Raw genomic sequence first — 21,021 nt, forward strand, 5'->3', positions numbered from 1 at the left:
CTGTTCCAGGGCGCGGCGGGCGATGTTGGGGCCGCTGGACAGGCCCTCGACGCAACCGCGCGAGCCGCACGGGCACAGCTCGCCGTCCAGGTCGACGCTGATGTGGCCGATGTGACCGGCGTTGCCGGTGGGGCCCGGGTGCAGTCGGCCGCCCAGGACCAGGCCGCCGCCGACGCCCGTGGAGACCACCATGCACAGCGCGTTGTCGTGGCCGCGCGCCGCGCCCTGCCAGTGCTCGGCCGCCGTGATGGCCACGCCGTCGCCGATCAGCTCCACCGGCAGGCCGCCCCCGGTCGCCGCGCGCACCCGCTCCACCAGCGGGAAGCCGCGCCAGCCCGGCACGTTGACGGGGCTGACGGTGCCCGCGGAGGCGTCCACCGGTCCGGCGCTGCCGATGCCGATGGCCTCGGCGCGGGACCACAGCGGCGAGGCGGCCAGCTCGGCGAGCACCTCCTCGACCGCGCGCATAACCGTTTCGCCGTCCTCGCGGGCGGGGGTGGCGCGCTGCGTACGCGTGTGGATCCGGCCGTCGCCGTCCACCAGCGCGCCCGCGATCTTGGTGCCGCCGATGTCCAGCGCAGCCACGAGGTCGGTGTGCATCAGTGTCAGGTCTCCCCGTCGAGCCGTGAGATGGAGCGAAGCCGGAAAACGCCCCCGACCGGTCATGACGGACCTGGACCGGGGACGGCGGTGGACAGTCTCTCGCGCACCTGACAACGTTGTCCAGGCTCTATGCTCGACGCCACATGCTCGTACCGGCCCCGACCCGGGGCACCGGCCAGTGAAGACCACGGACGACAGGACAGGACAGCGCATCGTGCCCGAGACCACCCGCGGAGCAGAACGCGCCAACGGCACCGGCCGTTACGGCAACCGGCCCACCATGAAGGACGTGGCCGCGCGGGCCGGAGTGGGGCTGAAAACGGTCTCCCGCGTGGTCAACGGCGAGCCCGGCGTCACCCCGGACACCGAACGCCGCGTACAGGAGGCCATCGACGCCCTGGGCTTCCGGCGCAACGACAGCGCGCGCGTGCTCCGCAAGGGCCGTACGGCGAGCATCGGCCTGGTCCTGGAGGACCTCGCGGACCCGTTCTACGGCCCGCTCAGCCGCGCGGTCGAGGAGGTGGCCCGCGCCCACGGCGCCCTGCTGATCAACGGCTCCAGCGCCGAGGACCCGGACCGGGAACGCGAGTTGGCGCTCGCGCTGTGCGCACGGCGCGTGGACGGGCTCGTGGTGATCCCGGCCGGGGACGACCACCGCTATCTCGAGCCGGAGATGCGGGCCGGGGTGGCCACCGTGTTCGTGGACCGCCCCGCCGCGCGCATCGACGCGGACGTAGTGCTCTCCGACAACTTCGGCGGCGCCCGCGACGGCGTGGCCCATCTGATCGCGCACGGCCACCGCCGGATCGGCTTCATCGGCGACATGCCGAACATCCACACCGCGGCGGAGCGGCTGCGCGGCTACCGGGCCGCCATGGAGGACGCGGGGATACCCGTCGAGGACGACTGGATGTCCCTCGGTGCGACCGACCCGGAGCGGGTGCGCCGCGCGGCCGAGGAGATGCTGACCGGGCCCTCGCCGGTGACCGCCATATTCACGGGCAACAACCGGGTGACCGTCACCGTGATCCGGGTGCTGGCCGCGCACGCCCGCCCGGTCGCCCTGGTCGGGTTCGACGACTTCGAGCTGGCCGACCTGCTCCAGCCGGGGGTGACGGTCGTCGCACAGGACTCGGCCGCCCTGGGCCGTACGGCCGCCGAGCGGCTGTTCCGGCGGCTGGACGGCGCGCTCGTGGCGCCCGAGCGGATCGAACTGCCGACCCGGCTGATCGAGCGGGGCTCGGGCGAACTGCCCCCGGCGGACTGAGCTTCCGGCACTCGGCCTCCGATACCGGGCCTCCCGTACCGGGCCTCCGTATCGGGCTTCCGCCCCTGCTCAGGCCGGGCGGCCGCCGGGGGCCGCGTAGAACTCCAGGTCACCCCGGCCGAGCCCGGTCAGGGCGGTGACCTCGGCGGTGTCGAGGGCACCGCAGTCCAGGCCGCGCAGGAGGTAGCCACTGAGGGCCCGAGCCGTGGCGGGCTCGTCCATGACGTCGCCGCCCGCGCGGGCGGCGTAGCGGGCGAGCCGGTCGGCGGCGCGCTCGAATCCCTCGCGGTAGAACGCGAAGACGGCCGCGTAGCGGGTCGGCAGATGGCCGGGGTGCATGTCCCAGCCCTGGTAGTAGGCACGGGCGAGGGCCCGGCGGACGAGGTCGTGGTGCAGCCGCCAGGCCGCGTGGACCCGCTCGGCGGGGCCGACCGGCAGCACGTTGGTGGAGCCGTCGGACAGACGTACGCCGGTGCCCGCGGCGGCGACCTGCATGACCGCCTTGGCGTGGTCGGCGGCGGGGTGGTCGGCGGCCTGGTGGGCGGCGGAGACGCCGAGGGCGGCGCTGTAGTCGAAGGTGCCGTAGTGGAGCCCGGTGACGCGGTCCTCGCCCGCCTCGATCATGCGGGCGACGGTCGCGGTGCCGTCGGCGGCGAGGACGGCCTGGCTGGTCTCGATCTGGATCTCGAAGCCGAGGCGTCCCCGGTCCAGGCCGTGGGTCTCCTCGAAGGCGTCCAGCAGCCGTGCGAACGCGGTGACCTGCTCGGCGTACGTCACCTTGGGCAGCGTCAGCACCAGCCCGTCCGGCAGACCGCCCGCCGCGAGCAGCCCGGTGAGGAAGACGTCCAGGGTGCGGATGCCCCGCTCGCGCACCCCGGCCTCCATGCACTTGACGCGGATACCGGTGTACGGCGGCGCCGTGCCCTTCTCGTACGCCTCGGCGATCAGCCGCGCGGCCCGGGCGGCCGCCTGGTCCTCCTCTTCGGAGGGGCGGATGCCGTAGCCGTCCTCGAAGTCGACCCGGAGGTCTTCCACCGGTTCGCGCTCCAGCTTGGCGCGGACGCGGGAGTACACGGCGTCGGCGAGGTGTGCGGGCAGCCCCAGGATTCCCGCGAAGGACTCGGCGTCCGGGGCGTGTTCGTCGAGGGCGGCGAGGGCGCTGTCGCCCCAGACGCGCGGGGTGTCGGCGGCGAAGGCGTCGGCGGGGACGTAGACCGTGTGGACGGGTTGCCGGGTGCCGGGGTCACCGGGGTAACGGCGGGCCAGGTCGGCGTCTACGGGGGCGAGGAGGGCGCCGACGCGTTCCGCCACCGAGTCCGCGAGGCTGGTCCTGACCTTCTCCTGCCCGTCCATCCACACCCTCCCTCTCGCGCGGTACGGAACCGGACGGGTCCGCGCGCCGAAGCTATCCGGGGTGATTCTCGCTGGTCAACACCCTCCGGCCCGGGGCAACACCATCGGGGCGGGGCGGAAAACGCGGAACCCCCGCGACCGGGGCCGGTCGCGGGGGTTCCGCAGACAAGGGTGCACACGGGCGCACTCTCGCGGGGATCAGCCCTTGCGGGTCTTGATCTCCTCGGTGAGCTGCGGGACGACCTCGAAGAGGTCGCCGACGACGCCGTAGTCGACCAGGTCGAAGATCGGGGCCTCGGGGTCCTTGTTGACGGCCACGATCGTCTTGGAGGTCTGCATACCGGCGCGGTGCTGGATGGCGCCGGAGATGCCGTTGGCGATGTAGAGCTGCGGCGAGACGGACTTGCCGGTCTGGCCGACCTGGTTGGTGTGCGGGTACCAGCCGGCGTCCACGGCGGCGCGGGAGGCGCCCACGGCCGCGCCGAGGGAGTCGGCCAGCGCCTCGATGATCGCGAAGTTCTCCGCGCCGTTGACGCCACGGCCGCCGGAGACGACGATCGCGGCCTCGGTCAGGTCCGGACGGCCGGTCGACTCGCGCGGGGTGCGGCCGGTGACCTTGGTTCCGGTGGCCTGGTCGGAGAAGGTGACCGACAGTGCCTCGACGGCACCGGCGGCGGGAGCGGCCTCGACGGCGGCCGAGTTCGGCTTGACCGTGATGACCGGGGTGCCCTTGATGACGCGGGACTTGGTGGTGAAGGACGCGGCGAACACCGACTGGGTGGCCACCGGGCCCTCGTCGCCGGCCTCGATGTCGACGGCGTCGGTGATGACGCCGGAGCCGGTGCGCAGCGCCAGGCGGGCGGCGATCTCCTTGCCCTCGGCGGAGGACGGCACCAGCACGGCGGCCGGGGACACGGCCTCGACGGCGGCCTGGAGGGCGTCGACCTTCGGGACGACCAGGTAGTCGGCGTACTCGGACGCGTCGTGCGTCAGGACGCGGGTCGCGCCGTGCTCGGCCAGCGTGGCGGCGGTGTCGGCGGCGCCGTTGCCCAGCGCGACCGCGACGGGCTCGCCGAGGCGGCGGGCGAGCGTCAGCAGCTCCAGGGTGGGCTTGCGGACGGCACCGTCCACGTGGTCGACGTAGACGAGGACTTCAGCCATGGGATTGCTCTCCTGCGTAACGAAGTTGAGGGGCGGTCTGGGCGCGGGGCCTTAGATGAACTTCTGGCCCGCGAGGAACTCGGCGAGCTGCTTGCCGCCCTCGCCCTCGTCCTTGACGATCGTGCCCGCGGTGCGCGCCGGGCGCTCGGCCACGACCTCGACCTTGGTGTACGCGCCGTCCAGACCGACCTCCTCCGCCTCGATGTCGAGGTCGGACAGGTCCCAGGACTGCACCGGCTTCTTCTTGGCCGCCATGATGCCCTTGAAGGACGGGTAACGGGCCTCGCCGGACTGGTCGGTGACGGACACGACCGCCGGGAGGGATGCCTCCAGCTGCTCCGAGGCGGTGTCGCCGTCGCGGCGGCCCTTGACGGTGCCGTCCTCGACAGAGACCTCGGACAGCAGGGTCACCTGCGGCACGCCGAGGCGCTCGGCGACCAGGGCGGGTACGACGCCCATGGTGCCGTCGGTGGAGGCCATGCCGGAGATCACCAGGTCGTAACCGGCCTTCTCGATCGCCTTGGCCAGCACCAGGGAGGTACCGAGGGCGTCGGTGCCGTGCAGGTCGTCGTCCTCGACGTGGATCGCCTTGTCGGCGCCCATCGAGAGGGCCTTGCGCAGCGCGTCCTTGGCGTCCTCGGGACCGACGGTCAGCACGGTGACCTCGGCGTCGTCCGCCTCGTCCGCGATCTGGAGGGCCTGCTCGACCGCGTACTCGTCCAGCTCGGAGAGCAGACCGTCCACGTCGTCGCGGTCGACGGTCAGGTCATCGGCGAAGTGCCGGTCGCCAGTGGCGTCGGGCACGTACTTCACAGTGACAACGATCCTCAAGCTCACGCCGGCTCTCCTACTGCATCGTCATTTCCGGGCTGCCTCTTGAAGGCAGCATAGGCGCCTCAAGCGGCCGGTCCCGGTCGGGGCGTCGGTGCGCTCCCGGCCGAAATATTACTCGTCAGTACATCCAGTTCGTGCCCGCTGAGCAAGCGCTTTGAACTGTGACCTTCGCAACGCAGCGTAACCGGAACTCGACGGCGGCGCAGGAGCGGGCCGCCGTCCCCGGGGGCGGGCCGGTCCCCGGTCAGTCCCGCAGCGCGTTGAACCGGCCCTGGTGGTAGAGCAGCGGGCGGCCGGTGCCCGAGGGGTCGCCGAGCACGACCTCGGCGAGCACGATCCGGTGGTCCCCGGCCGGGACGCGGCCGACGATCCGGCAGACCAGCCACGCGAGCACGTCGTCCAGGACGGGCACGCCCTCCGGTCCCTCGCGCCAGGCGGTGGGAGCGCCGAAGCGGTCGGCACCGCTGCGGGCGAAGGTGGCGGCGAGGCCGCCCTGGTGCTCGGCGAGCAGATGGACGCCGACGTACTCGGCGCGCGAGACGGCGGGCCAGCTGGAGGCGCCGGTGCCTATGCCGAAGGACACGAGCGGGGGTTCGGCGGAGACGGAGGTGAGGGAGGTGGCGGTGAAGCCGACCGGGCCGTGGTCGGCGCGAGCGGTGATGACCGCGACACCGGCGGCGTGGCGGCGGAAGGTGGCGCGCAGAAGTTCGGGCGAGGCGGTCTGGTGGGTGCCGAGATCGGGCGTGGCCGTCATGGAGTTGTCCTTCTGCTGAGGAGGGCGAGCGGAGCGGATGCCGTGGCTGCTCAACAGCCCGGACAGCGCGCGCTCGCGGTGCGGGCCAGGTCGACGTGGGCCCGTCCGACGAGAAGGAGTTCGGTCGGCATACGGTCAGGCTGACGATGGATGGCGCGCACAGTCAAGTACGTTCCGAGATCTGGAAGAGGCCGGGCCGGGCCGTTCCCGCCGCTCACAGGGCCTCCCCGAGCGCGGCGATCACATCCGCCCTGCGCGGCTGTCCGGCGGCGCGGCGCACCACGCGTCCTGTCGCGTCGAGGACCAGGACAGTGGGGGTGCGGACGATGCCGAGAGCGCGTACGAGGCTCAGCTGGGCCTCGGCGTCGATGTCGACGTGGGTCACGCCGGGGACCATGGCGGCGACTTCGCCGAGGGTGCGGCGGGTGGCCCGGCAGGGGGCGCAGAAGGCGCTGGAGAACTGAACGAGGGTGGCCCGCTCGCCCAGTTCGCCGCCCAGGTCGGCCGGTCCCAGCCGGTGTTCCTCGCCCTGCCCGCGCACGCGCGTCCTCCGTTCCGCCGCTCGCGCGGCATCCGGCCGGCCGCGGTCCCGCGGTCGGTCTGGTCGTCCTCAGTCGTCCTCGGCACACGCGCGAGTCGTCCTCCGCACAAGCGCGCGGGGGCCGCGAAGGATTCCCGCACCCCTGCGAAGAGGGCTCCTGGGGCGGGTGATACACCTGCGGCGGCCCCTCCGAGGGGGCTGTTACAGGGACGTGACGAGGATCTCGCCGCCACGGGGCACCAGGACTGGCTACCCGTCCGTTCTTGGGGCACGATCTGGAGACGCCGTAAACCTACGGCTGCGTAACTTCCCGCCGGGAGCCCCTTTCCCGAGCAGAGCAGAAAGGGCCGACCCCGCTCATGGCAGAACTGGTCTACCGTCCCGTCGTCGGTTTCGCGAAGACGTTGTTCAAGGTGTGGGACCTCAAGATCGACTGCCAGGGGTCGGAGAACATCCCGCGCACGGGCGGCGCCGTGCTGGTGAGCAATCACATCAGCTACCTGGACTTCATCTTCAACGGCCTGGCGGCGCTGCCGCAGAAGCGGCTGGTGCGGTTCATGGCCAAGGACGCGGTCTTCCGGCACAAGGTGTCGGGTCCGCTGATGCGCGGGATGAAGCACATCCCCGTGGACCGGTCGCAGGGCGAGGCCGCGTACGCGCACGCGCTCAACTCGCTGCGCTCCGGCGAGATCGTGGGCGTGTTCCCGGAGGCCACCATCTCGGAGTCCTTCACGCTGAAGAGCTTCAAGTCGGGTGCGGCGCGGCTCGCGCAGGAGGCGGGCGTCCCGCTGGTCCCGATGGCGCTGTGGGGCACCCAGCGCCTGTGGACCAAGGGCCACCCGCGCAACTTCAAGCGCAGCCACACCCCCATCACCGTCCGGGTGGGCGAGCCGGTCGAGGCTCCGCGCGACCAGTACGCGGGCGCGATCACCCGCCGTCTGCGCGAGCGCGTCCAGGACCTTCTGGACGCCGCCCAGCGCGCCTACCCCGCCCGCCCGAAGTCCGCCGAGGACTCCTGGTGGCTCCCGGCCCACCTCGGTGGCACGGCTCCGACGGCGGAGCAGCTGCGGACGGTCCAGGCGCTCTGACGGCACGCGTCCCGGCCCCGGTCAGAGGGAGTCGGGCAGCGTCCGCCACAGCGACGGCGAGGCGGGCGGACAGACTGGCGGCGTCCTGGATCGGCTCCATGATCGCGAAGCATAGGAATGCGGCCGCCCGGAAAGCAATGGATTTCCGGGCGGCCGCATATTCATGCACGCGTCTAGCGGGCCATCTCCTCCTTGAGGGCCGACACGAACAGGTCGACGTCGTCCTCCATGGTGTCGAAGGAGCACATCCAGCGGACGACGCCGGCCGCCTCGTCCCAGAAGTAGAAGCGGAAGCGCTTCTGGAGGCGTTCGCTCACGTCGTGCGGGAGCCGGGCGAAGACGCCGTTGGACTGCACCGGGTGGAGGATCTCCACGCCGTCCACCGCGCGGGCGCCCTCGGCCAGGCGCTGGGCCATCTCGTTGGCGTGGCGGGCGTTGCGGAGCCAGAGGTCCTTGGCGTACAGGGCCTCCAACTGCACCGACACGAAGCGCATCTTGGAGGCGAGCTGCATGGACAGCTTGCGCAGGTGCTTCATGTGGGAGACGGCGTCCTGGTTGATCACCACGACCGCCTCGCCGAAGAGGGCGCCGTTCTTCGTGCCGCCGAGGGAGAGGATGTCCACGCCGACCGCGTTGGTGAAGGTCCGCATGGGGACGTTCAGGGAGGCGGCGGCGTTCGATATGCGGGAGCCGTCCAGGTGCACCTTCATGCCGTGCGCGTGGGCGTGCTCGCAGATCGCGCGGATCTCGTCGGGCGTGTAGAGGGTGCCCAGTTCGGTGGACTGGGTGATCGAGACGACCTGCGGCTTGGCCCGGTGCTCGTCCTCGAAGCCCCATGCCTGCCGGTCGATCAGCTCGGGCGTGAGCTTGCCGTCCGGCGTGGGCACGGTGAGCAGCTTGAGTCCGCCCATGCGCTCGGGGGCGCCGCCCTCGTCCACGTTGATGTGCGCGCTCTCGGCGCAGATCACCGCGCCCCAGCGGTCGGTGACCGCCTGGAGCGCGACGACGTTCGCGCCGGTGCCGTTGAACACCGGGAACGCCTCGGCGCTCGCGCCGAAGTGGCCGCGGATGATCCGCTGGAGGTTCTCGGTGTACTCGTCCCCGCCGTACGCCACCTGGTGGCCGCCGTTGGCCAGGGCCACGGCGGCCAGCACCTCGGGGTGCGCACCGGCGTAGTTGTCGCTGGCGAACCCCCGGACCTTCGGATCGTGACGACGACGTGCGTCGGTCCGGGGAGGGTTCACGGCTTCTCGGTCAGCCACAGACGCGTTCCGTTCACTTCGGCGGCGGGCTCGTTCCAGACGCCGGCGACGGCGTCGGCCAGGTCCTTGACGTCCGTGAAGCCCGCGAACTTCGCGTTGGGGCGCTCGGCGCGCATCGCGTCGTGCACCAACGCCTTCACCACCAGGATCGCAGCGGCGGCGCGCGGCCCCTCCTCGCCCCCGGCCTTGCGGAAGCCGTCGGCCATGGCGAGCGTCCACGCCTCGGCGGCGGCCTTGGCGGCGGAGTACGCCGCGTTGCCCGCCGTGGGCTTGGACGCGCCCGCTGCGCTGATCAGCAGGTAGCGGCCGTTGCCGCCGCGCTGGAGGGCGTCGTAGAAGGCCAGGGAGGTGTTCTGGACGGTGCGGATCAGCAGCTTCTCCAGCAGATCCCAGTCGGCCAGGTCGGTGTCGTCGAACTTGGCGCCGCCGCGCCAGCCGCCGACCAGGTGGACCAGGCCGTCGATCCGGCCGTGCTCCTTCTCGATGCCCGCGGCCCAGGCCCGGGTCGAGTCGAGGTCGAGCAGGTCGACCGTCTCGCCGGTGACCGTGGCGCCGCCGTTGGCGTAGCGGGCCGCGTCCACGGCCTCAGCCAGCCGGGCGGGGTCGTTGTCCGCGCCGACGACGGTCGCCCCCGCCTCGGCCAGCCGGACCAGAGTCGCACGTCCCGCCGGTCCGCCCGCTCCGGCGACCGCGATCACCGCACCCCGCAGAACCCCGTTGCCCATCGTCTTCCTCTCCCGCTCAGCAGTCTCGTGTACGCCGGTCTCGTGGACGTCGCTCCGGTGGCCGCCGTCGCTCACGCGGCGGTCCGCCCGGCGCCGTCCGCCGTGATGCCCTTGGCCGAGGCAATCACGCTCTTCAGCTTCTTGGACAGGGCCTCATAGAACATGCTGAGCGGAAACTCGTCCGGGAGCACGTCGTCCACGAGCTTGCGCGGCGGCAGGCTCAGGTCGAGGGCGTCGGGGCCCTTGGCCCACTTGGAGCCGGGGTGCGGGGCGAGGTAGGTCGCGACGAGCTCGTACCCGGCGAACCAGTGGACCAGCTTGGGCCGGTCGATGCCGTCGCGGTAGAGCTGCTCGATCTCGGCGCACAGCCGGTTGGTGACCTCGGGGGCGCGCTCCCAGTCGATGGAGAGCTTGTTGTCGGTCCAGCGGACCACGTCGTGCTTGTGCAGGTAGGCGAAGAGCAGCTGGCCGCCCAGGCCGTCGTAGTTGCGCACGCGGTCGCCGGTGACCGGGAAGCGGAACATGCGGTCGAAGAGGACCGCGTACTGCACGTCACGGGCCTGCGGGACGCCGTCCGCCTGAAGCTTCACGGCCTCCTTGAAGGCGGTGAGGTCGCAGCGCAGCTCCTCCAGGCCGTACATCCAGAACGGCTGGCGCTGCTTGATCATGAACGGGTCGAAGGGCAGGTCGCCGTGGCTGTGGGTGCGGTCGTGGACCATGTCCCAGAGCACGAAGGCCTCTTCGCAGCGCTTCTGGTCGTGGACCATCTCCGCGATGTCCTCGGGCAGCTCCAGGCCGAGGAGGGCGACGGCGGCGTCCGTGACCTTGCGGAAGCGCGCGGCCTCGCGGTCGCAGAAGATGCCGCCCCAGGAGAAACGTTCCGGCGCCTCGCGGACGGCGATGGTCTCCGGGAAGAGGACGGCGGAGTTGGTGTCGTAGCCCGAGGTGAAGTCCTCGAAGGTGATGCCGCAGAACAGCGGGTTGTCGTACCGCGTGCGCTCCAGCTCGGCCAGCCAGTCCGGCCAGACCATGCGCAGGACGACCGCCTCCAGATTGCGGTCCGGGTTGCCGTTCTGCGTGTACATCGGGAAGACGACCAGGTGCTGGAGGTCGTGCTCACGGCGCGCGGCGGGCTGGAAGGCCAGCAGCGAGTCGAGGAAGTCCGGCACCTCGAAGCCGCCCTCGGCCCAGCGGCGCAGGTCCTTCACGAGAGCCTCGTGGTAGGCGGCGTCGTGCGGGAGCAGCGGGGCCAGCTCCTCGACCGCCTCGGTCACCCGGCGGACGGCCGCCTCGGCGTCGGCCCGCGTGGGCGCGCCCTCGGCCTCGAAGTCGATCGATCCGTCCTTGGACTGCCATGGCCGGATCTGCTCCACGGCATCCTTGAGCATCGGCCAGGCCGGGTGCTCGATCACCCTGGTCAGCGAAGGAAGCCGCTCCTCCACACCCGCCTGCACAAGAATTTCCGTCATGTCCCATCCTCCACGGGAGAACCTCGCGTATGGACACCGTATGCATACCCGGTTTCACCGAACAAGAGGGGACTCGGGAAATTATTCTGCGCAGCCGCCGTTCGACCGGCGTTTTTCCTGCGGCAAACCGTGACGGCGCTCACTTTCGCCATACGCATACGACCGCACCGGCACCTGCGGGTTTCAGCCACCCCGCGCGCGGGCAGCGGCACACCGTCCGTGACGGGGCGGACGCACATGAAGAGCCATCCCGGGGCGGGGCCATTAGGCTGCGGAACGTGCCGCGCGGTCGACGACGTCCGTCGGGTCCGCGGACCGGGCCGCCGTCGACGGAAGCGAGTTGAACCTTGAACTTCCTTACCATCGGACACCGCGGGATCATGGGCATCGAGCCCGAGAACACCCTCCGTTCCTTCGTCGCGGCGCAGCAGGCCGGCCTCGACGTCATCGAACTCGACCTGCACCTCAGCAAGGACGGCGCGCTGGTCGTCATGCACGACGCCGAGGTGGACCGCACCACCGACGGCAGCGGGGCGATCTCCGAGAAGACCCTCGCGGAGCTGCGCGCGCTGGACGCGGGGCTCGGCGAGCAGGTGCCGGTCTTCGAAGAGGTCCTGGACGCGGTGAACGCGCCCCTCCAGGCGGAGATCAAGGACGTGGCGGCGGCCAGGGCACTCGCCGAGGTCATGCACCGCCGGGACCTCGTCTCCCGCGTGGAGGTGCTGTCCTTCCACGACGAGGCGCTGGCGGAGATCTCCCGGCTGGTGCCGGGGGTGCGCACGGCGCTGGTCGCGAGCCACTACGGCACGGACGTGGTGGACCGGGCCGTGGCGGTGGGCGCCACGGCTCTCTGTCTCGACATCCGCCGGATCACCCAGGAGGTCGTGGAGAAGGCGCGCGCGGCCGACCTGCGCGTCTTCGCCTGGGTGGTCAACACCCAGGACGACCTGCGGCTGGTGCGCGCGCTCCAGCTCGACGGGGCGACGACGGACTATCCGGAGATCAAGCGCACGGGCCGCTTCACGGCCTGAGCGCCCTGAGCCGTCCGAGTCGACCAAGTCGGCCGACTCGCCTGAGTCGGCTGCCGGGTCACACCAGCGGCTTGACCAGCAGCTCGAAGCGCAGGTCGTCCCGGCGCGGTATGCCGAAGCGCTCGTCGCCGTACGGGAAGGGCGATGTCTTTCCCGTACGGCGGTAGCCGCGCCGCTCGTACCAGGCGATCAGATCCTCGCGGACGGAGATCACCGTCATGTGCATCTCGGTCACGTCCCAGGTCTCGCGGACCTGGCGCTCCGCCTCCGCCATGACGACCTTGCCGAGGCCCGCGCCCTGGAGGGCGGGGCTGACCGCGAACATGCCGAAGTAGGCGTGGTCTCCCCGGTGTTCGAGCTGGCAGCAGGCGACCGTGCGGCCGTCCTGCTCGACGACGAGCAGCCGGCTGTCGGGCGACTTGATGATCTCCCGCACACCCTCGGGGTCGGTCCGCTGCCCGTCCAGGATGTCCGCCTCGGTGGTCCAGCCGACCCGGCTCGCCTCGCCCCGGTACGCCGACTCGACCAGCGCGACGAGGGTGTCCACGTCGGCGTCGGTGGCGTCGCGGAAGGTCAGTCCGGTGGGGTGGTTCATGGAATGTTCTCCGACTTCTCGGGCGCGGCTCGGCCAGGGTCGAGGGTAACCGGGCGATTAGGCTTCGCCCGCATGGTGCATGTACTCGGCAGTCGTATGCTCGTCCGCCCGACCGACCCGGACCGCTCCCGCGCCTTCTACGGCGAGCAGTTGGGACTCACCGTCTACCGCGAGTTCGGTACGGGTCCCGAGCGCGGGATCGTCTACTTCCTGGGCGGCGGTTTCCTTGAGGTCTCGGGACGCTCCGAAACCCCGCCGTCCTCCGAGGTGCGGCTATGGCTCCAGGTCCCGGATCTGCGGGCCGCGCACAAGGAGCTGCGGGAGAAGGGCGTGGAGATCGTCCGTCCGCCGGAGCGGGAGCCGTGGGGGCTGGACGAGATGTGGATCGCGGACCCGGACGGTATTCCGATCGTGCTGGTGGAGGTTCCGGCGGAGCATCCGCTGCGGTATCGGCCGGGGATCTGACGTCTCCGGCCTTCCGACCTCAGGCGCGCAGGCCGCCCAAGTGGCCCTCCAGCCCGTTGAGGAGCACCGCGAGCAGGTCGGACAGCTCCTCCTGGCCCTCGGCGGCCAGGGTGGACAACACCGCCTTCTCGTAGGCGAGTTGCTCGGGGAGGATGCCGTCCACGAGGTCGCGGCCCGCGTCGGTGAGGCGGAGGTGGGCCACGCGGCGGTCGCGGGTGTCGGTGCGCCGTTCGACCAGGCCGGTCTCGGTGAGCCGCTTGAGGCGCTTGGTCACGGCGGCCCCGGAGGAGAAGGTCTCCCGGGCCAGCTCGCCGGGGGTGAGTTCGTGGCCGGTACGGCGCAGCGCGCCGAGCAGGTCGAACTCGGCGCGGCTGAGTCCCGCGCGGCGCAGCGGAGCGTCCTCGGCCTGCTGGAGGAGGGCGGCACAGCGGTTGATCCGGCCGATGACCTCCATGGGGCCGGTGTCGAGCCCGGGGTGCACGGCACGCCACTGGCCGACGACCGAGGCGACGGTGTCGGTGCGGGGCGGGGCGTCGGGGCCGGTGCCGGTCCCGGTGCCGGTGTCGCTCGTGCCACCGGCACCGTCGGCCGTCGGTCCGGGGCCGTCCGTCCGTTCGGTCCCGGTGTCCGGCTGCCCGTTCCTCGCCGTCATGGCCGTACTGCCTCCGTCGTCCCGCTGTTCTGCGCCTGCGCGTGTGCGTGTGCGGCTCGCACATGCCGCGCCGTCTCGGCGAGCGTACGGTGTCCGGCCTGCTCGGCGCGCAGGACCCGTTCCTCGGGCAGGGGCCGCTGCCACCACTCCCCCAGCGCCGTGTCGGCCGTGGCCCGCAGGTCGATCAGGGCCACGGCGAGGGCGCGGCGCGCGGGGACCAGGGCGGTCGGCAGGGGCTGCGCGAGCAGCCCGTCCGCGTGGGCGCGGGCCTCCTCGGCGGCGGTGAGGGCGTGCTCCACGTGCCGTCCCGCGCGCCGGTTGGTGACGAGGACGGCGGCGGCGAAGCCGGTCAGGGCGCCGACCAGGGTGTCCAGGACGCGCTGGGTCATCAGCCGGCCCGGGTCCTGGAGGTGGGCGAACTCGGTGATGAGCAGCGCCATGGGGGTCACGCACACGCTGCCGAGCCAGTAGTTGCGGGCGATCAGCGCCTCGGCACCGAGGTTGCAGGCCGCGCAGCACAGTACGAGCACCACCGGGTGGAGGTGGGTCAGCGGGGCGAGGGCGGCGAAGAGGAGCACACCGAGGAGGTTGCCGAGGACCCGCTGGAGGGCGCGGCTCCAGGTGCGGGTGACGTTGGCCTGGTAGAGCGCGGCGGCGGTGACGAGGGCCCAGTAGGGGCGGCCGACACCGAGCGCGAGGGCGGCGTATCCGGCGAGCGCGCAGCCGAGGGCGGTGCGGGCGGCGAGCGGGGCCAGGTGGGTCAGGGGGATGCGGTGGGGGCGGGGGTACGGCGGTTCCGCTGCCGTGACGACGACGCCGGGAACGGGGCCGTTGCCGCGCAGCGCGTCGGCGTGGGCGCGGAGTACGGCCGCGTGGGCGCCCGGGGTCGTGAGGGCGGTCTCGGCCTCGGTGAGCAGTGCGGCGAGGGCCCGGCGGGTGGGGTCGGGGCGGACGCCGGGGGCGTGGAGGGCCGACCACGCGCCGTGCAGGGCGGCGTACGCGGCCGTAGGGGACGCCCCCGCACCGCCCCCGGCCTGGGCGGCGACCGCGCGCAGGGCCGTCGCGACGGCGCGGCGTTCCGGGCCGTGCGGGCGGAGGAGGCCCGGGGCCATGCCGATCAGCCAGGCCCAGGCGCCCGCGCCGAGGGCCAGGGCGAGGTGGCCGGGGAGCCGGCCCGGGGTCTGCGGGACGAAGAGCGCGGCGGACATGACGAAGGCGACGACCACGTTCCCGGGCGGTCCGATCCGCGTCGCCTCGCAGACGGTCTTCTGCACGGCGGCCAGCAGGGCGCCGACGGTCACCAGGACCACCGGGTCGGAGGTGAGCGACGCGGAGACGAGGGCGGCGGCCAGACCGGCGGTCATGCCGAGGACCACCAGGGCGAGGACGCGGGCCCGGGCGGCGTAGGGGCGGTCGTGGGCGTAGAGCGCGCACAGCGCCCCGGCCATCGTGTAGAGGGCGAGGTCGAGGCGGCCGAGGGCCAGCAGGACGAGGTTGGGCAGGAGGGTCGAGGCCACGACGCTGAGGGCGGCTTTGAACCAGATCGCGGAGGGCCGTCCGAGACGGAGCGGCTGAGCGAGCGGGAGGGGGCGGAGGGGCAGGCTGCTCACACCGATGAACTTAGCATGTGTTTTACCTGTAAACGATTCCCCTCTCGGGCGTGCGCGCTCCGGCGAGTGCTCCCCGTGTACTCCCTTGCGCTCGCGTGCGCTCCGCGTGTCGTGGGCATCGCATCCCTCGACCGACGTCGAACGGGGGTGAGGGGCGTGCACGGTCCGGCTTCACCGGCCTGGCTGCTGGTCGCGCTGTGCGCGGCGACCGGGGCCTACTGCCTGCTGCGGATGCGCAGCGGCGTCGAGGAGCAGCGCCGCGCGGCGGGCGGTGAGGCGCTGATGGGCTTCGGGATGGCCGCGATGGCGGTCCCGGCGGCGGTGTTCGCCCCGCCGCGCTGGATGTGGCCGGTGTACGCGGCCGTGTTCGGCGCGGCGGCGCTGCGCGCGCTGTGGGCGGCGCGCCGGGACGCCCATCATCTGCACCATCTGATGGGCACCTCGGCGATGGTCTACATGTCCGTGGTGATGGCCCTCGCCCCGGCCGGGCACCACCACATGCCCGGCGGCTCCGGGGTGGCCCCGCTGACGGGCGCGCTGCTGCTGTACTTCACCGGCTATGTGCTGCTGACCGGCGCCCGTCTGGTCCCGGCGGCCGCGAGCCCGGGACCGGCCACGGCACGCTGGGGCGACCGGCCCGAACTCGCGCGCGCGTGCCGTCTGTCGATGGGGATAGGCACGGTCGCGATGCTGCTGACGATGTGAGGGCACCGCGACCGAGGGGATCGTCAACCTCCGCCGCACGTCCGGGCGTTGTCTGCGTCACTTCGGCGGACCGCGTGGCTCCCGGTGGTCGGTCGCGCCCATAGGGTGCTGCCCATGATGGTCCCCGTGGCGCTGTTGCTGCTCGGCATCCTTGCCTCCGTCGCCGCTCCCCGGCTGCTCGGGCGCGCGGACTGGCCGGACCGGGAGCCGGTGGTGGCGCTGTGGGTGTGGCAGTGCGTGGTGGCGGCCGTGCTGCTGTGCTGCGCGCTGTCGATGACGCTCAGCGCGGCGGCGGCCTGGCAGGCGGTGCGCGGGCGGGTGTTCGCCCCGGCACCGCACGCGGTCGTCGAGGCGTACGCCCTCGGCACGGGCGGGGCCTGGGCGGCCGTGACGGCGGTGGCCCTCGCGTGCGGCGGCCTGTGGAGCGCGGCGATGCTGGTCCGCGAGGTGGTGCGGGTCCGACGGTGCCGTGGGCGGGACCGCGCCGAACTCCTGCTCCGCGCCCCACTGTTGCCCGGTGAGCAGCCGTCGGAAGGGCGGCTCGTGGTGCTGGAGGGCGAACGGCCCGACGCCTGGTGGCTGTCCGGCGCGGCACCCCGGCTCGTCGTCACCACGGCCGCGCTGCGTCGTCTGAAAGATCGTCAACTCGACGCTCTGCTGGCCCATGAGCAGGGTCACGCGCGTGCCCGGCACGACTGGCTGCTGCACTGTTCGGCCGCGCTGGCGGACGGTTTCCCGCGGGTGCCGGTGTTCGCCGCGTTCCGCGACGAGATGCACCGGCTGGTCGAGTTGGCCGCCGACGACACCGCTTCCCGCCGCTTCGGCCGAGTGACGACGGCGCTCGCACTGGTCGAACTCAACCATCACCGGGGCGTGTTCGGGCCGTGTCCCACCCCGGAGTCGCATGTGCCGCAGCGGGTGGACCGTCTGCTGACCGCCCCGGAACGGCTTCCGGCCCCGCGACGCCTCCGACTGACGGCGGCGGCCGCGCTGATCCCGGTAATTCCGGTGCTGGTGACGCTCGTTCCGGCACTGCGGGCGCTGGGTTAGCCCTCCGGGCACCGGGCCGGGAGTCTCCCGGCACAGAAACGCCGAAGCGCCGTAGCGCCGACGCGCCGAGGACGGTGGGATGCCCATGTACCGCCGCATGTACGAGGATCGCGGCATGCGTCACCAGCCCGACCGAACCACTGCCACCCGCCACCCCTCCCCCACCGTCAGAACCGCCGCCCTCGTGGTGGCCGCCCTCGCCGCCTGCTGCGCCGTGCTGATGTCGCTGGTGGCGGTCGAGTGGGGGCCGCTCGTCGAGGCGGACGGCTCGGTCTCCCGGACGACGCACCGCTGGGCGGTCCGCGACGGCGCGGCCACCTCCGTCATACGGGTGCTGTCGGACTGGGTCCTCGACCCGCTGACCATGCGTCTGTTGTGCGCGGCCGTCGCGCTGTGGCTGTTGTGGCGCCGGGCAGCCTGGTGGACGGCGCTGTGGCTGGTGCTGACCGTCGGGGTGGCGGTGGTGGTGCAGCAAGCGGTGAAGGCCGCCGTCGGCAGGCCGCGTCCGGCGTGGCCGGACCCGGTGGACTCCGCGCGCTTCGCGGCCTTCCCCTCCGGCCACGCGATGACGGCCACCGTGGTCTGCGGCCTGCTGCTGTGGCTGCTCCACCGCGGTGGCGTGCGCCGGTCCCTGTGGCGGACGGCCGTCGCGCTCGCGCTCCTCGCGGTGATCGGCGTCGGCGTGACCCGGGTGTGGCTCGGTGTGCACTGGCCCTCGGACGTGCTGGGCGGCTGGCTGTTCGGGGCGCTGGTGGTGGCGGTCGCCGTCGTGGTCCACGAGTGGCCGCGGGGGCGTACGGGGGCGCGGGCCGGGGTAGGTTCGCGCGCATGAACGCCGTCCTGCTCGATTTTTCCGGCACCCTGTTCCGTATCGAGTCGACCGAGTCGTGGCTGCGGGCCGGGCTCGCGGCTACCGGTGCCCGGCTCGATGATGACGAACTCACCGCTGCGGCACAGCGGTTGGAGGAGTCGGGGGCGCTCGCGGGCGGTGCGGAGCCGGTGCGCGTACCGGACGGGCTGGCGGAGCTGTGGGCGACCCGGGACCAGAGTGCGGAGGCCCACCGGGCGGCGTACACCGGCCTGTCCCGGCTCGTCCCGCTGCCCGATCCGGGGCTGCACGACGTGCTGTACGACCGGCACATGGCACCGGCCGCGTGGACGCCGTACCCGGACGCGGCGGACGTGCTGCGCAAGCTGCGGGAGCGCGGGACCGCGATCGGGGTGGTCAGCAACATCGGCTGGGACCTGCGACCGGTGTTCCGCGCGCACGGGCTCGACGTGTACGTGGACACCTATGTGCTGTCGTACGAGCACGGGATCAAGAAGCCGGACCCGCGGCTGTTCGCCCTGGCCTGCGAGCGGCTGGGGGTCGACCCGCGCGAGACGCTGATGGTCGGGGACAGCCGGCCCGCGGACGGCGGCGCGGCCGCGCTCGGCTGCCGGGTGCACTTCGTGGACCATCTGCCGGTGGACCGGCGCCCGGACGCGCTGCTGCCGGTGCTGGAGCTGAGCGGCTGAGGCACGGGGAGGCGGGGGCACGGAAGGCGGGGGCGCGGGCGAATACCGCGAAACGGCCACCGGTGCGCCGGCCGCCTGAGACGATCCCCCGCGTCGCCCCAGACGGACGGCACCCCTGAACAGGCCCCGCGCGGAGCGGTGCCTGGTCCGACGAGTATAGTTGGCCGCCAGCCAGTCAACGCAGGAGTTCGACGATGTCCCCGCGCAGCGCCTCGGTCAACGAAGAGCTGCGCCGCCGTTCCCGGGAGCGTCTGCTGCAGGCCACGGTGGAGCTGGTCGGCGAACGCGGCTACGACGCGACCACCCTCGGAGACATCGCGGACCGCGCCGGATCGGCGCGCGGACTGGTGTCGTACTACTTCCCCGGCAAGCGCCAGCTGGTGCAGTCCGCCGTGCACCGGCTGATGCACCGCACGCTGGAGGAAGCGCTGGAGCGGGAGCCGCGCACCGAGGACGGCCGCGAGCGGCTGGCCCGCGCCGTCGACGCGATCCTGGGCCTCGCCCGCGACCGGCCCGTGCTCATGCGCCAGCACATGGCGGGGCTGCTCCAGGCCGAGGGCTTCGTGCAGTGCCCGGAGCAGCAGCGCCTGTCGCAGCTGCTGGGCGACACGGTCGCCCGGTACGGCTCGGCGGACGTCCCCGTCGACTACCCCATGCTGCGGGCACTGCTGATGGGCGCGGTGTACGCGGCGCTCGTGCCCGGGGTGCCGATGCCCGTGCCGGTGCTGCGCGCGGAGCTGTTCGAGCGGTATGGCCTGGACTGGGAGCTGGGAGTGCCGCCGGAGAGTGCGGCGGCCGGGGCGGAGCAGGATCTGTCGCGGTTCTTCGCGACCGGGGAGCGGCCGGAGCCGACCCAGACCTGAGGACGACACCGCCCAGGTGGCCTCTCACTCCCTGCCGCGCACGCCCGCCGGTGCCATGCTGGAGCCGTCAGGGCACTCTCCCGATGCCCCCGGGGTGAGGAGTACGCCGTGCTGCGTCTCGCCGTCGTCGGCTCCGGACCGAGCGGGTGCTACACCGCGCAGAACCTGGTCCAGCGGCACCCGGACGTGCACGTGGACGTGCTGGACCGGCTGCCGGCGCCGTTCGGCCTGGTCAGGTATGGCGTCGCCCCGGACCACGAGAAGATCAAGTCGCTCCAGGACAGTCTGCGCACGGTGCTGGAGCACGAGCGGGTGCGGTTCCTCGGCGGGGTCGAGGTCGGTGGTCCGGACGGACTCCCGCCGGAGCGGCTGCGGGAGATGTACCACGCGGTGGTCTACTGCGTGGGCGCCGCCACAGGGCGCCGTCTGGGCATCCCCGGCGAGGATCTGCCGGGCAGCTGGGCGGCGACGGACTTCGTGTCCTGGTACAGCGCCCACCCGGACGCGGCGGGCCTCGGCTCGCTGAGCGACGTGCGCTCGGCGGTGGTGATCGGCGCGGGCAACGTGGCACTGGACGTGACCCGGATGCTGGTGCGGGGCGCGGAGCAGCTGCACGGCACCGACATGCCGCAGGCGCCCCTGGACGTGCTGGCCGCGAGCGGCATCGGCGAGGTGCACATGGCGGCGCGGCGCGGACCGACGCAGGCCCGGTTCACCACCAAGGAGCTGCGCGAGCTGGGGCAGTTGCCCGGCACCCAAGTCCATGTGGACCCGGCCGAGTTGGCGCTCGATCCGGCGTTCGCGGAGCTGTCCGAGCTGCCCTCCGCACAGCGGCGCAACGCCGAGGTGCTGCGCGACTGGGCGGCCCTTCCGGGGCCGGAGGCGGAACGGAACATCCGGATGCGGTTCTTCCTGCGGCCCGTCGAACTCCTGGAGGAGAACGGCCGGGTGGGCGGGGTGCGCTTCGAGCGGACAGCGCCGGACGGACAGGGCGGTGTCGTCGGTACGGGCCAATTCGAGGATGCACCCGCTCAGTTGGTGCTGCGCTCGGTGGGCTATCGCGGAGTGCCGCCCGAGGGACTGCCGTTGGACCCCGCGACCGGGACCGTGCCGCATCAGGAGGGCCGGGTGCTGCGGGACGGTGCGCCCTCGCCGGGTGAGTACGTCGCCGGGTGGATCAAGCGCGGCCCGACCGGGGTCATCGGCAGCAACCGGCCGTGCGCCAAGGAGACGGTGGCCTCGCTGCTCGCCGACGCACCCGCGCTCGCCGCCCGCGAGGTGCCGGACGAACCGCTCGCCGCGCTGCGGGAGTCGGGGATCGAGCCGGTGCCCTGGCCGGGCTGGCTGGCCATCGAGCGGGCCGAGGCGGAGCTGGGGGAACGCCTCGGGCGGAAGGTGGTCAAACTGGCCGACTGGGACGCACTGTTGGCGGCGGCACGGGCCGTATAGGCAACGCGCGCACGGGAGTTGGCATC

Annotated in this window: 22 protein-coding genes; 10 read left to right on the top strand and 12 right to left on the bottom strand. The window is 72.7% G+C overall.

Going from position 1 to position 21,021, the window contains the following annotated elements; translation table 11 throughout:
- On the bottom strand, positions 1–600 hold a 600-nt coding region (locus GTW40_RS07870), incomplete at its 3' end, for an ROK family protein (RefSeq protein ID WP_161179429.1).
- Between the two features lie 217 nt (positions 601–817).
- Here GTW40_RS07870 and GTW40_RS07875 point away from each other — a divergent pair.
- Entirely contained in the window at positions 818–1,870 is a 1,053-nt protein-coding gene (locus GTW40_RS07875) for a LacI family DNA-binding transcriptional regulator (protein WP_343245633.1), read from the top strand.
- Between the two features lie 69 nt (positions 1,871–1,939).
- On the opposite strand, the gene GTW40_RS07880 is transcribed toward GTW40_RS07875, so the two are convergent.
- The 5 genes from GTW40_RS07880 to GTW40_RS07900 all read right to left on the bottom strand — a co-directional run bounded on the left by GTW40_RS07880 (position 1,940) and on the right by GTW40_RS07900 (position 6,513).
- Positions 1,940–3,223, bottom strand: a complete 1,284-nt coding sequence (locus tag GTW40_RS07880; RefSeq protein ID WP_161179431.1) for an aldolase/citrate lyase family protein — start codon at positions 3,221–3,223, stop codon at positions 1,940–1,942.
- Between the two features lie 198 nt (positions 3,224–3,421).
- Complete coding sequence (locus GTW40_RS07885; protein WP_161179432.1) at positions 3,422–4,384, bottom strand: electron transfer flavoprotein subunit alpha/FixB family protein; 963 nt, start codon at positions 4,382–4,384, stop codon at positions 3,422–3,424.
- 51 nt (positions 4,385–4,435) lie between these two features.
- The gene (locus GTW40_RS07890; protein ID WP_161179433.1) at positions 4,436–5,221 is read right to left on the bottom strand and encodes an electron transfer flavoprotein subunit beta/FixA family protein; all 786 of its coding nucleotides are present in this window, start codon (positions 5,219–5,221) and stop codon (positions 4,436–4,438) included.
- A gap of 241 nt (positions 5,222–5,462) precedes the next feature.
- Positions 5,463–5,972 (bottom strand): flavin reductase family protein, encoded by a 510-nt coding sequence (locus tag GTW40_RS07895; protein WP_161179434.1) that lies wholly within the window; start codon positions 5,970–5,972, stop codon positions 5,463–5,465.
- A gap of 214 nt (positions 5,973–6,186) precedes the next feature.
- Positions 6,187–6,513, bottom strand: a complete 327-nt coding sequence (locus GTW40_RS07900; RefSeq protein WP_161179435.1) for a thioredoxin family protein — start codon at positions 6,511–6,513, stop codon at positions 6,187–6,189.
- Between the two features lie 359 nt (positions 6,514–6,872).
- Between GTW40_RS07900 and GTW40_RS07905 the strand changes: the two genes are divergently transcribed.
- Positions 6,873–7,601 (top strand): lysophospholipid acyltransferase family protein, encoded by a 729-nt coding sequence (locus GTW40_RS07905; protein ID WP_161179436.1) that lies wholly within the window; start codon positions 6,873–6,875, stop codon positions 7,599–7,601.
- 173 nt (positions 7,602–7,774) lie between these two features.
- Here GTW40_RS07905 and GTW40_RS07910 read toward each other — a convergent pair whose 3' ends face one another.
- From GTW40_RS07910 to GTW40_RS07920, 3 genes are all read right to left on the bottom strand, one after another.
- Positions 7,775–8,845 (bottom strand): low specificity L-threonine aldolase, encoded by a 1,071-nt coding sequence (locus tag GTW40_RS07910; RefSeq protein WP_161179437.1) that lies wholly within the window; start codon positions 8,843–8,845, stop codon positions 7,775–7,777.
- Positions 8,842–9,588: an SDR family oxidoreductase gene (locus GTW40_RS07915; protein WP_161179460.1), complete on the bottom strand. Its 747-nt coding sequence runs from the start codon at positions 9,586–9,588 to the stop codon at positions 8,842–8,844. Before GTW40_RS07915 ends, GTW40_RS07910 begins: the two co-directional genes overlap by 4 nt.
- A gap of 71 nt (positions 9,589–9,659) precedes the next feature.
- Positions 9,660–11,057 (bottom strand): DUF6421 family protein, encoded by a 1,398-nt coding sequence (locus tag GTW40_RS07920; protein WP_161179438.1) that lies wholly within the window; start codon positions 11,055–11,057, stop codon positions 9,660–9,662.
- 347 nt (positions 11,058–11,404) lie between these two features.
- On the opposite strand from GTW40_RS07920, the gene GTW40_RS07925 reads away from it, so the two are divergent.
- On the top strand, positions 11,405–12,088 hold the full coding sequence (locus GTW40_RS07925) for a glycerophosphodiester phosphodiesterase family protein (protein ID WP_161179439.1): 684 nt from the start codon (positions 11,405–11,407) through the stop codon (positions 12,086–12,088).
- A 58-nt stretch (positions 12,089–12,146) separates the two neighbouring features.
- On the opposite strand, the gene GTW40_RS07930 is transcribed toward GTW40_RS07925, so the two are convergent.
- Positions 12,147–12,683 (bottom strand): GNAT family N-acetyltransferase, encoded by a 537-nt coding sequence (locus GTW40_RS07930; RefSeq protein ID WP_161179440.1) that lies wholly within the window; start codon positions 12,681–12,683, stop codon positions 12,147–12,149.
- Between the two features lie 72 nt (positions 12,684–12,755).
- On the opposite strand from GTW40_RS07930, the gene GTW40_RS07935 reads away from it, so the two are divergent.
- On the top strand, positions 12,756–13,148 hold the full coding sequence (locus GTW40_RS07935; RefSeq protein WP_161179441.1) for a VOC family protein: 393 nt from the start codon (positions 12,756–12,758) through the stop codon (positions 13,146–13,148).
- A 19-nt stretch (positions 13,149–13,167) separates the two neighbouring features.
- Here the strand turns inward: GTW40_RS07935 and GTW40_RS07940 are convergent, their stop codons facing one another.
- A complete protein-coding gene (locus GTW40_RS07940) occupies positions 13,168–13,800 on the bottom strand; it encodes a MarR family transcriptional regulator (RefSeq protein ID WP_161179442.1) in 633 nt (210 codons plus the stop codon).
- On the bottom strand, positions 13,797–15,410 hold the full coding sequence (locus GTW40_RS07945) for an FUSC family protein (protein ID WP_161179443.1): 1,614 nt from the start codon (positions 15,408–15,410) through the stop codon (positions 13,797–13,799). The genes GTW40_RS07940 and GTW40_RS07945 overlap by 4 nt, the downstream gene beginning before the upstream one ends.
- A gap of 156 nt (positions 15,411–15,566) precedes the next feature.
- On the opposite strand from GTW40_RS07945, the gene GTW40_RS07950 reads away from it, so the two are divergent.
- From GTW40_RS07950 to GTW40_RS07975, 6 genes are all read left to right on the top strand, one after another.
- Positions 15,567–16,115, top strand: a complete 549-nt coding sequence (locus GTW40_RS07950) for a DUF5134 domain-containing protein (protein WP_161179444.1) — start codon at positions 15,567–15,569, stop codon at positions 16,113–16,115.
- Positions 16,116–16,229: 114 nt separating this feature from the next.
- Positions 16,230–17,165 carry a M56 family metallopeptidase gene (locus tag GTW40_RS07955; protein ID WP_161179445.1) on the top strand — a complete coding sequence of 312 codons (936 nt, stop codon included), beginning with the start codon at positions 16,230–16,232 and terminating at the stop codon, positions 17,163–17,165.
- 220 nt (positions 17,166–17,385) lie between these two features.
- On the top strand, positions 17,386–17,997 hold the full coding sequence (locus GTW40_RS07960) for a phosphatase PAP2 family protein (RefSeq protein WP_237525393.1): 612 nt from the start codon (positions 17,386–17,388) through the stop codon (positions 17,995–17,997).
- Complete coding sequence (locus GTW40_RS07965; RefSeq protein WP_161179446.1) at positions 17,994–18,683, top strand: HAD-IA family hydrolase; 690 nt, start codon at positions 17,994–17,996, stop codon at positions 18,681–18,683. Before GTW40_RS07960 ends, GTW40_RS07965 begins: the two co-directional genes overlap by 4 nt.
- Before the next feature lie 194 nt (positions 18,684–18,877).
- Positions 18,878–19,546: a TetR/AcrR family transcriptional regulator gene (locus tag GTW40_RS07970; RefSeq protein WP_161179447.1), complete on the top strand. Its 669-nt coding sequence runs from the start codon at positions 18,878–18,880 to the stop codon at positions 19,544–19,546.
- 108 nt (positions 19,547–19,654) lie between these two features.
- Entirely contained in the window at positions 19,655–20,995 is a 1,341-nt protein-coding gene (locus GTW40_RS07975) for an FAD-dependent oxidoreductase (protein WP_161179448.1), read from the top strand.
- Positions 20,996–21,021: the final 26 nt, after the last annotated feature.

This window comes from Streptomyces sp. SID4985 (genome assembly GCF_009863025.1).
GTDB lineage: Bacteria > Actinomycetota > Actinomycetes > Streptomycetales > Streptomycetaceae > Streptomyces.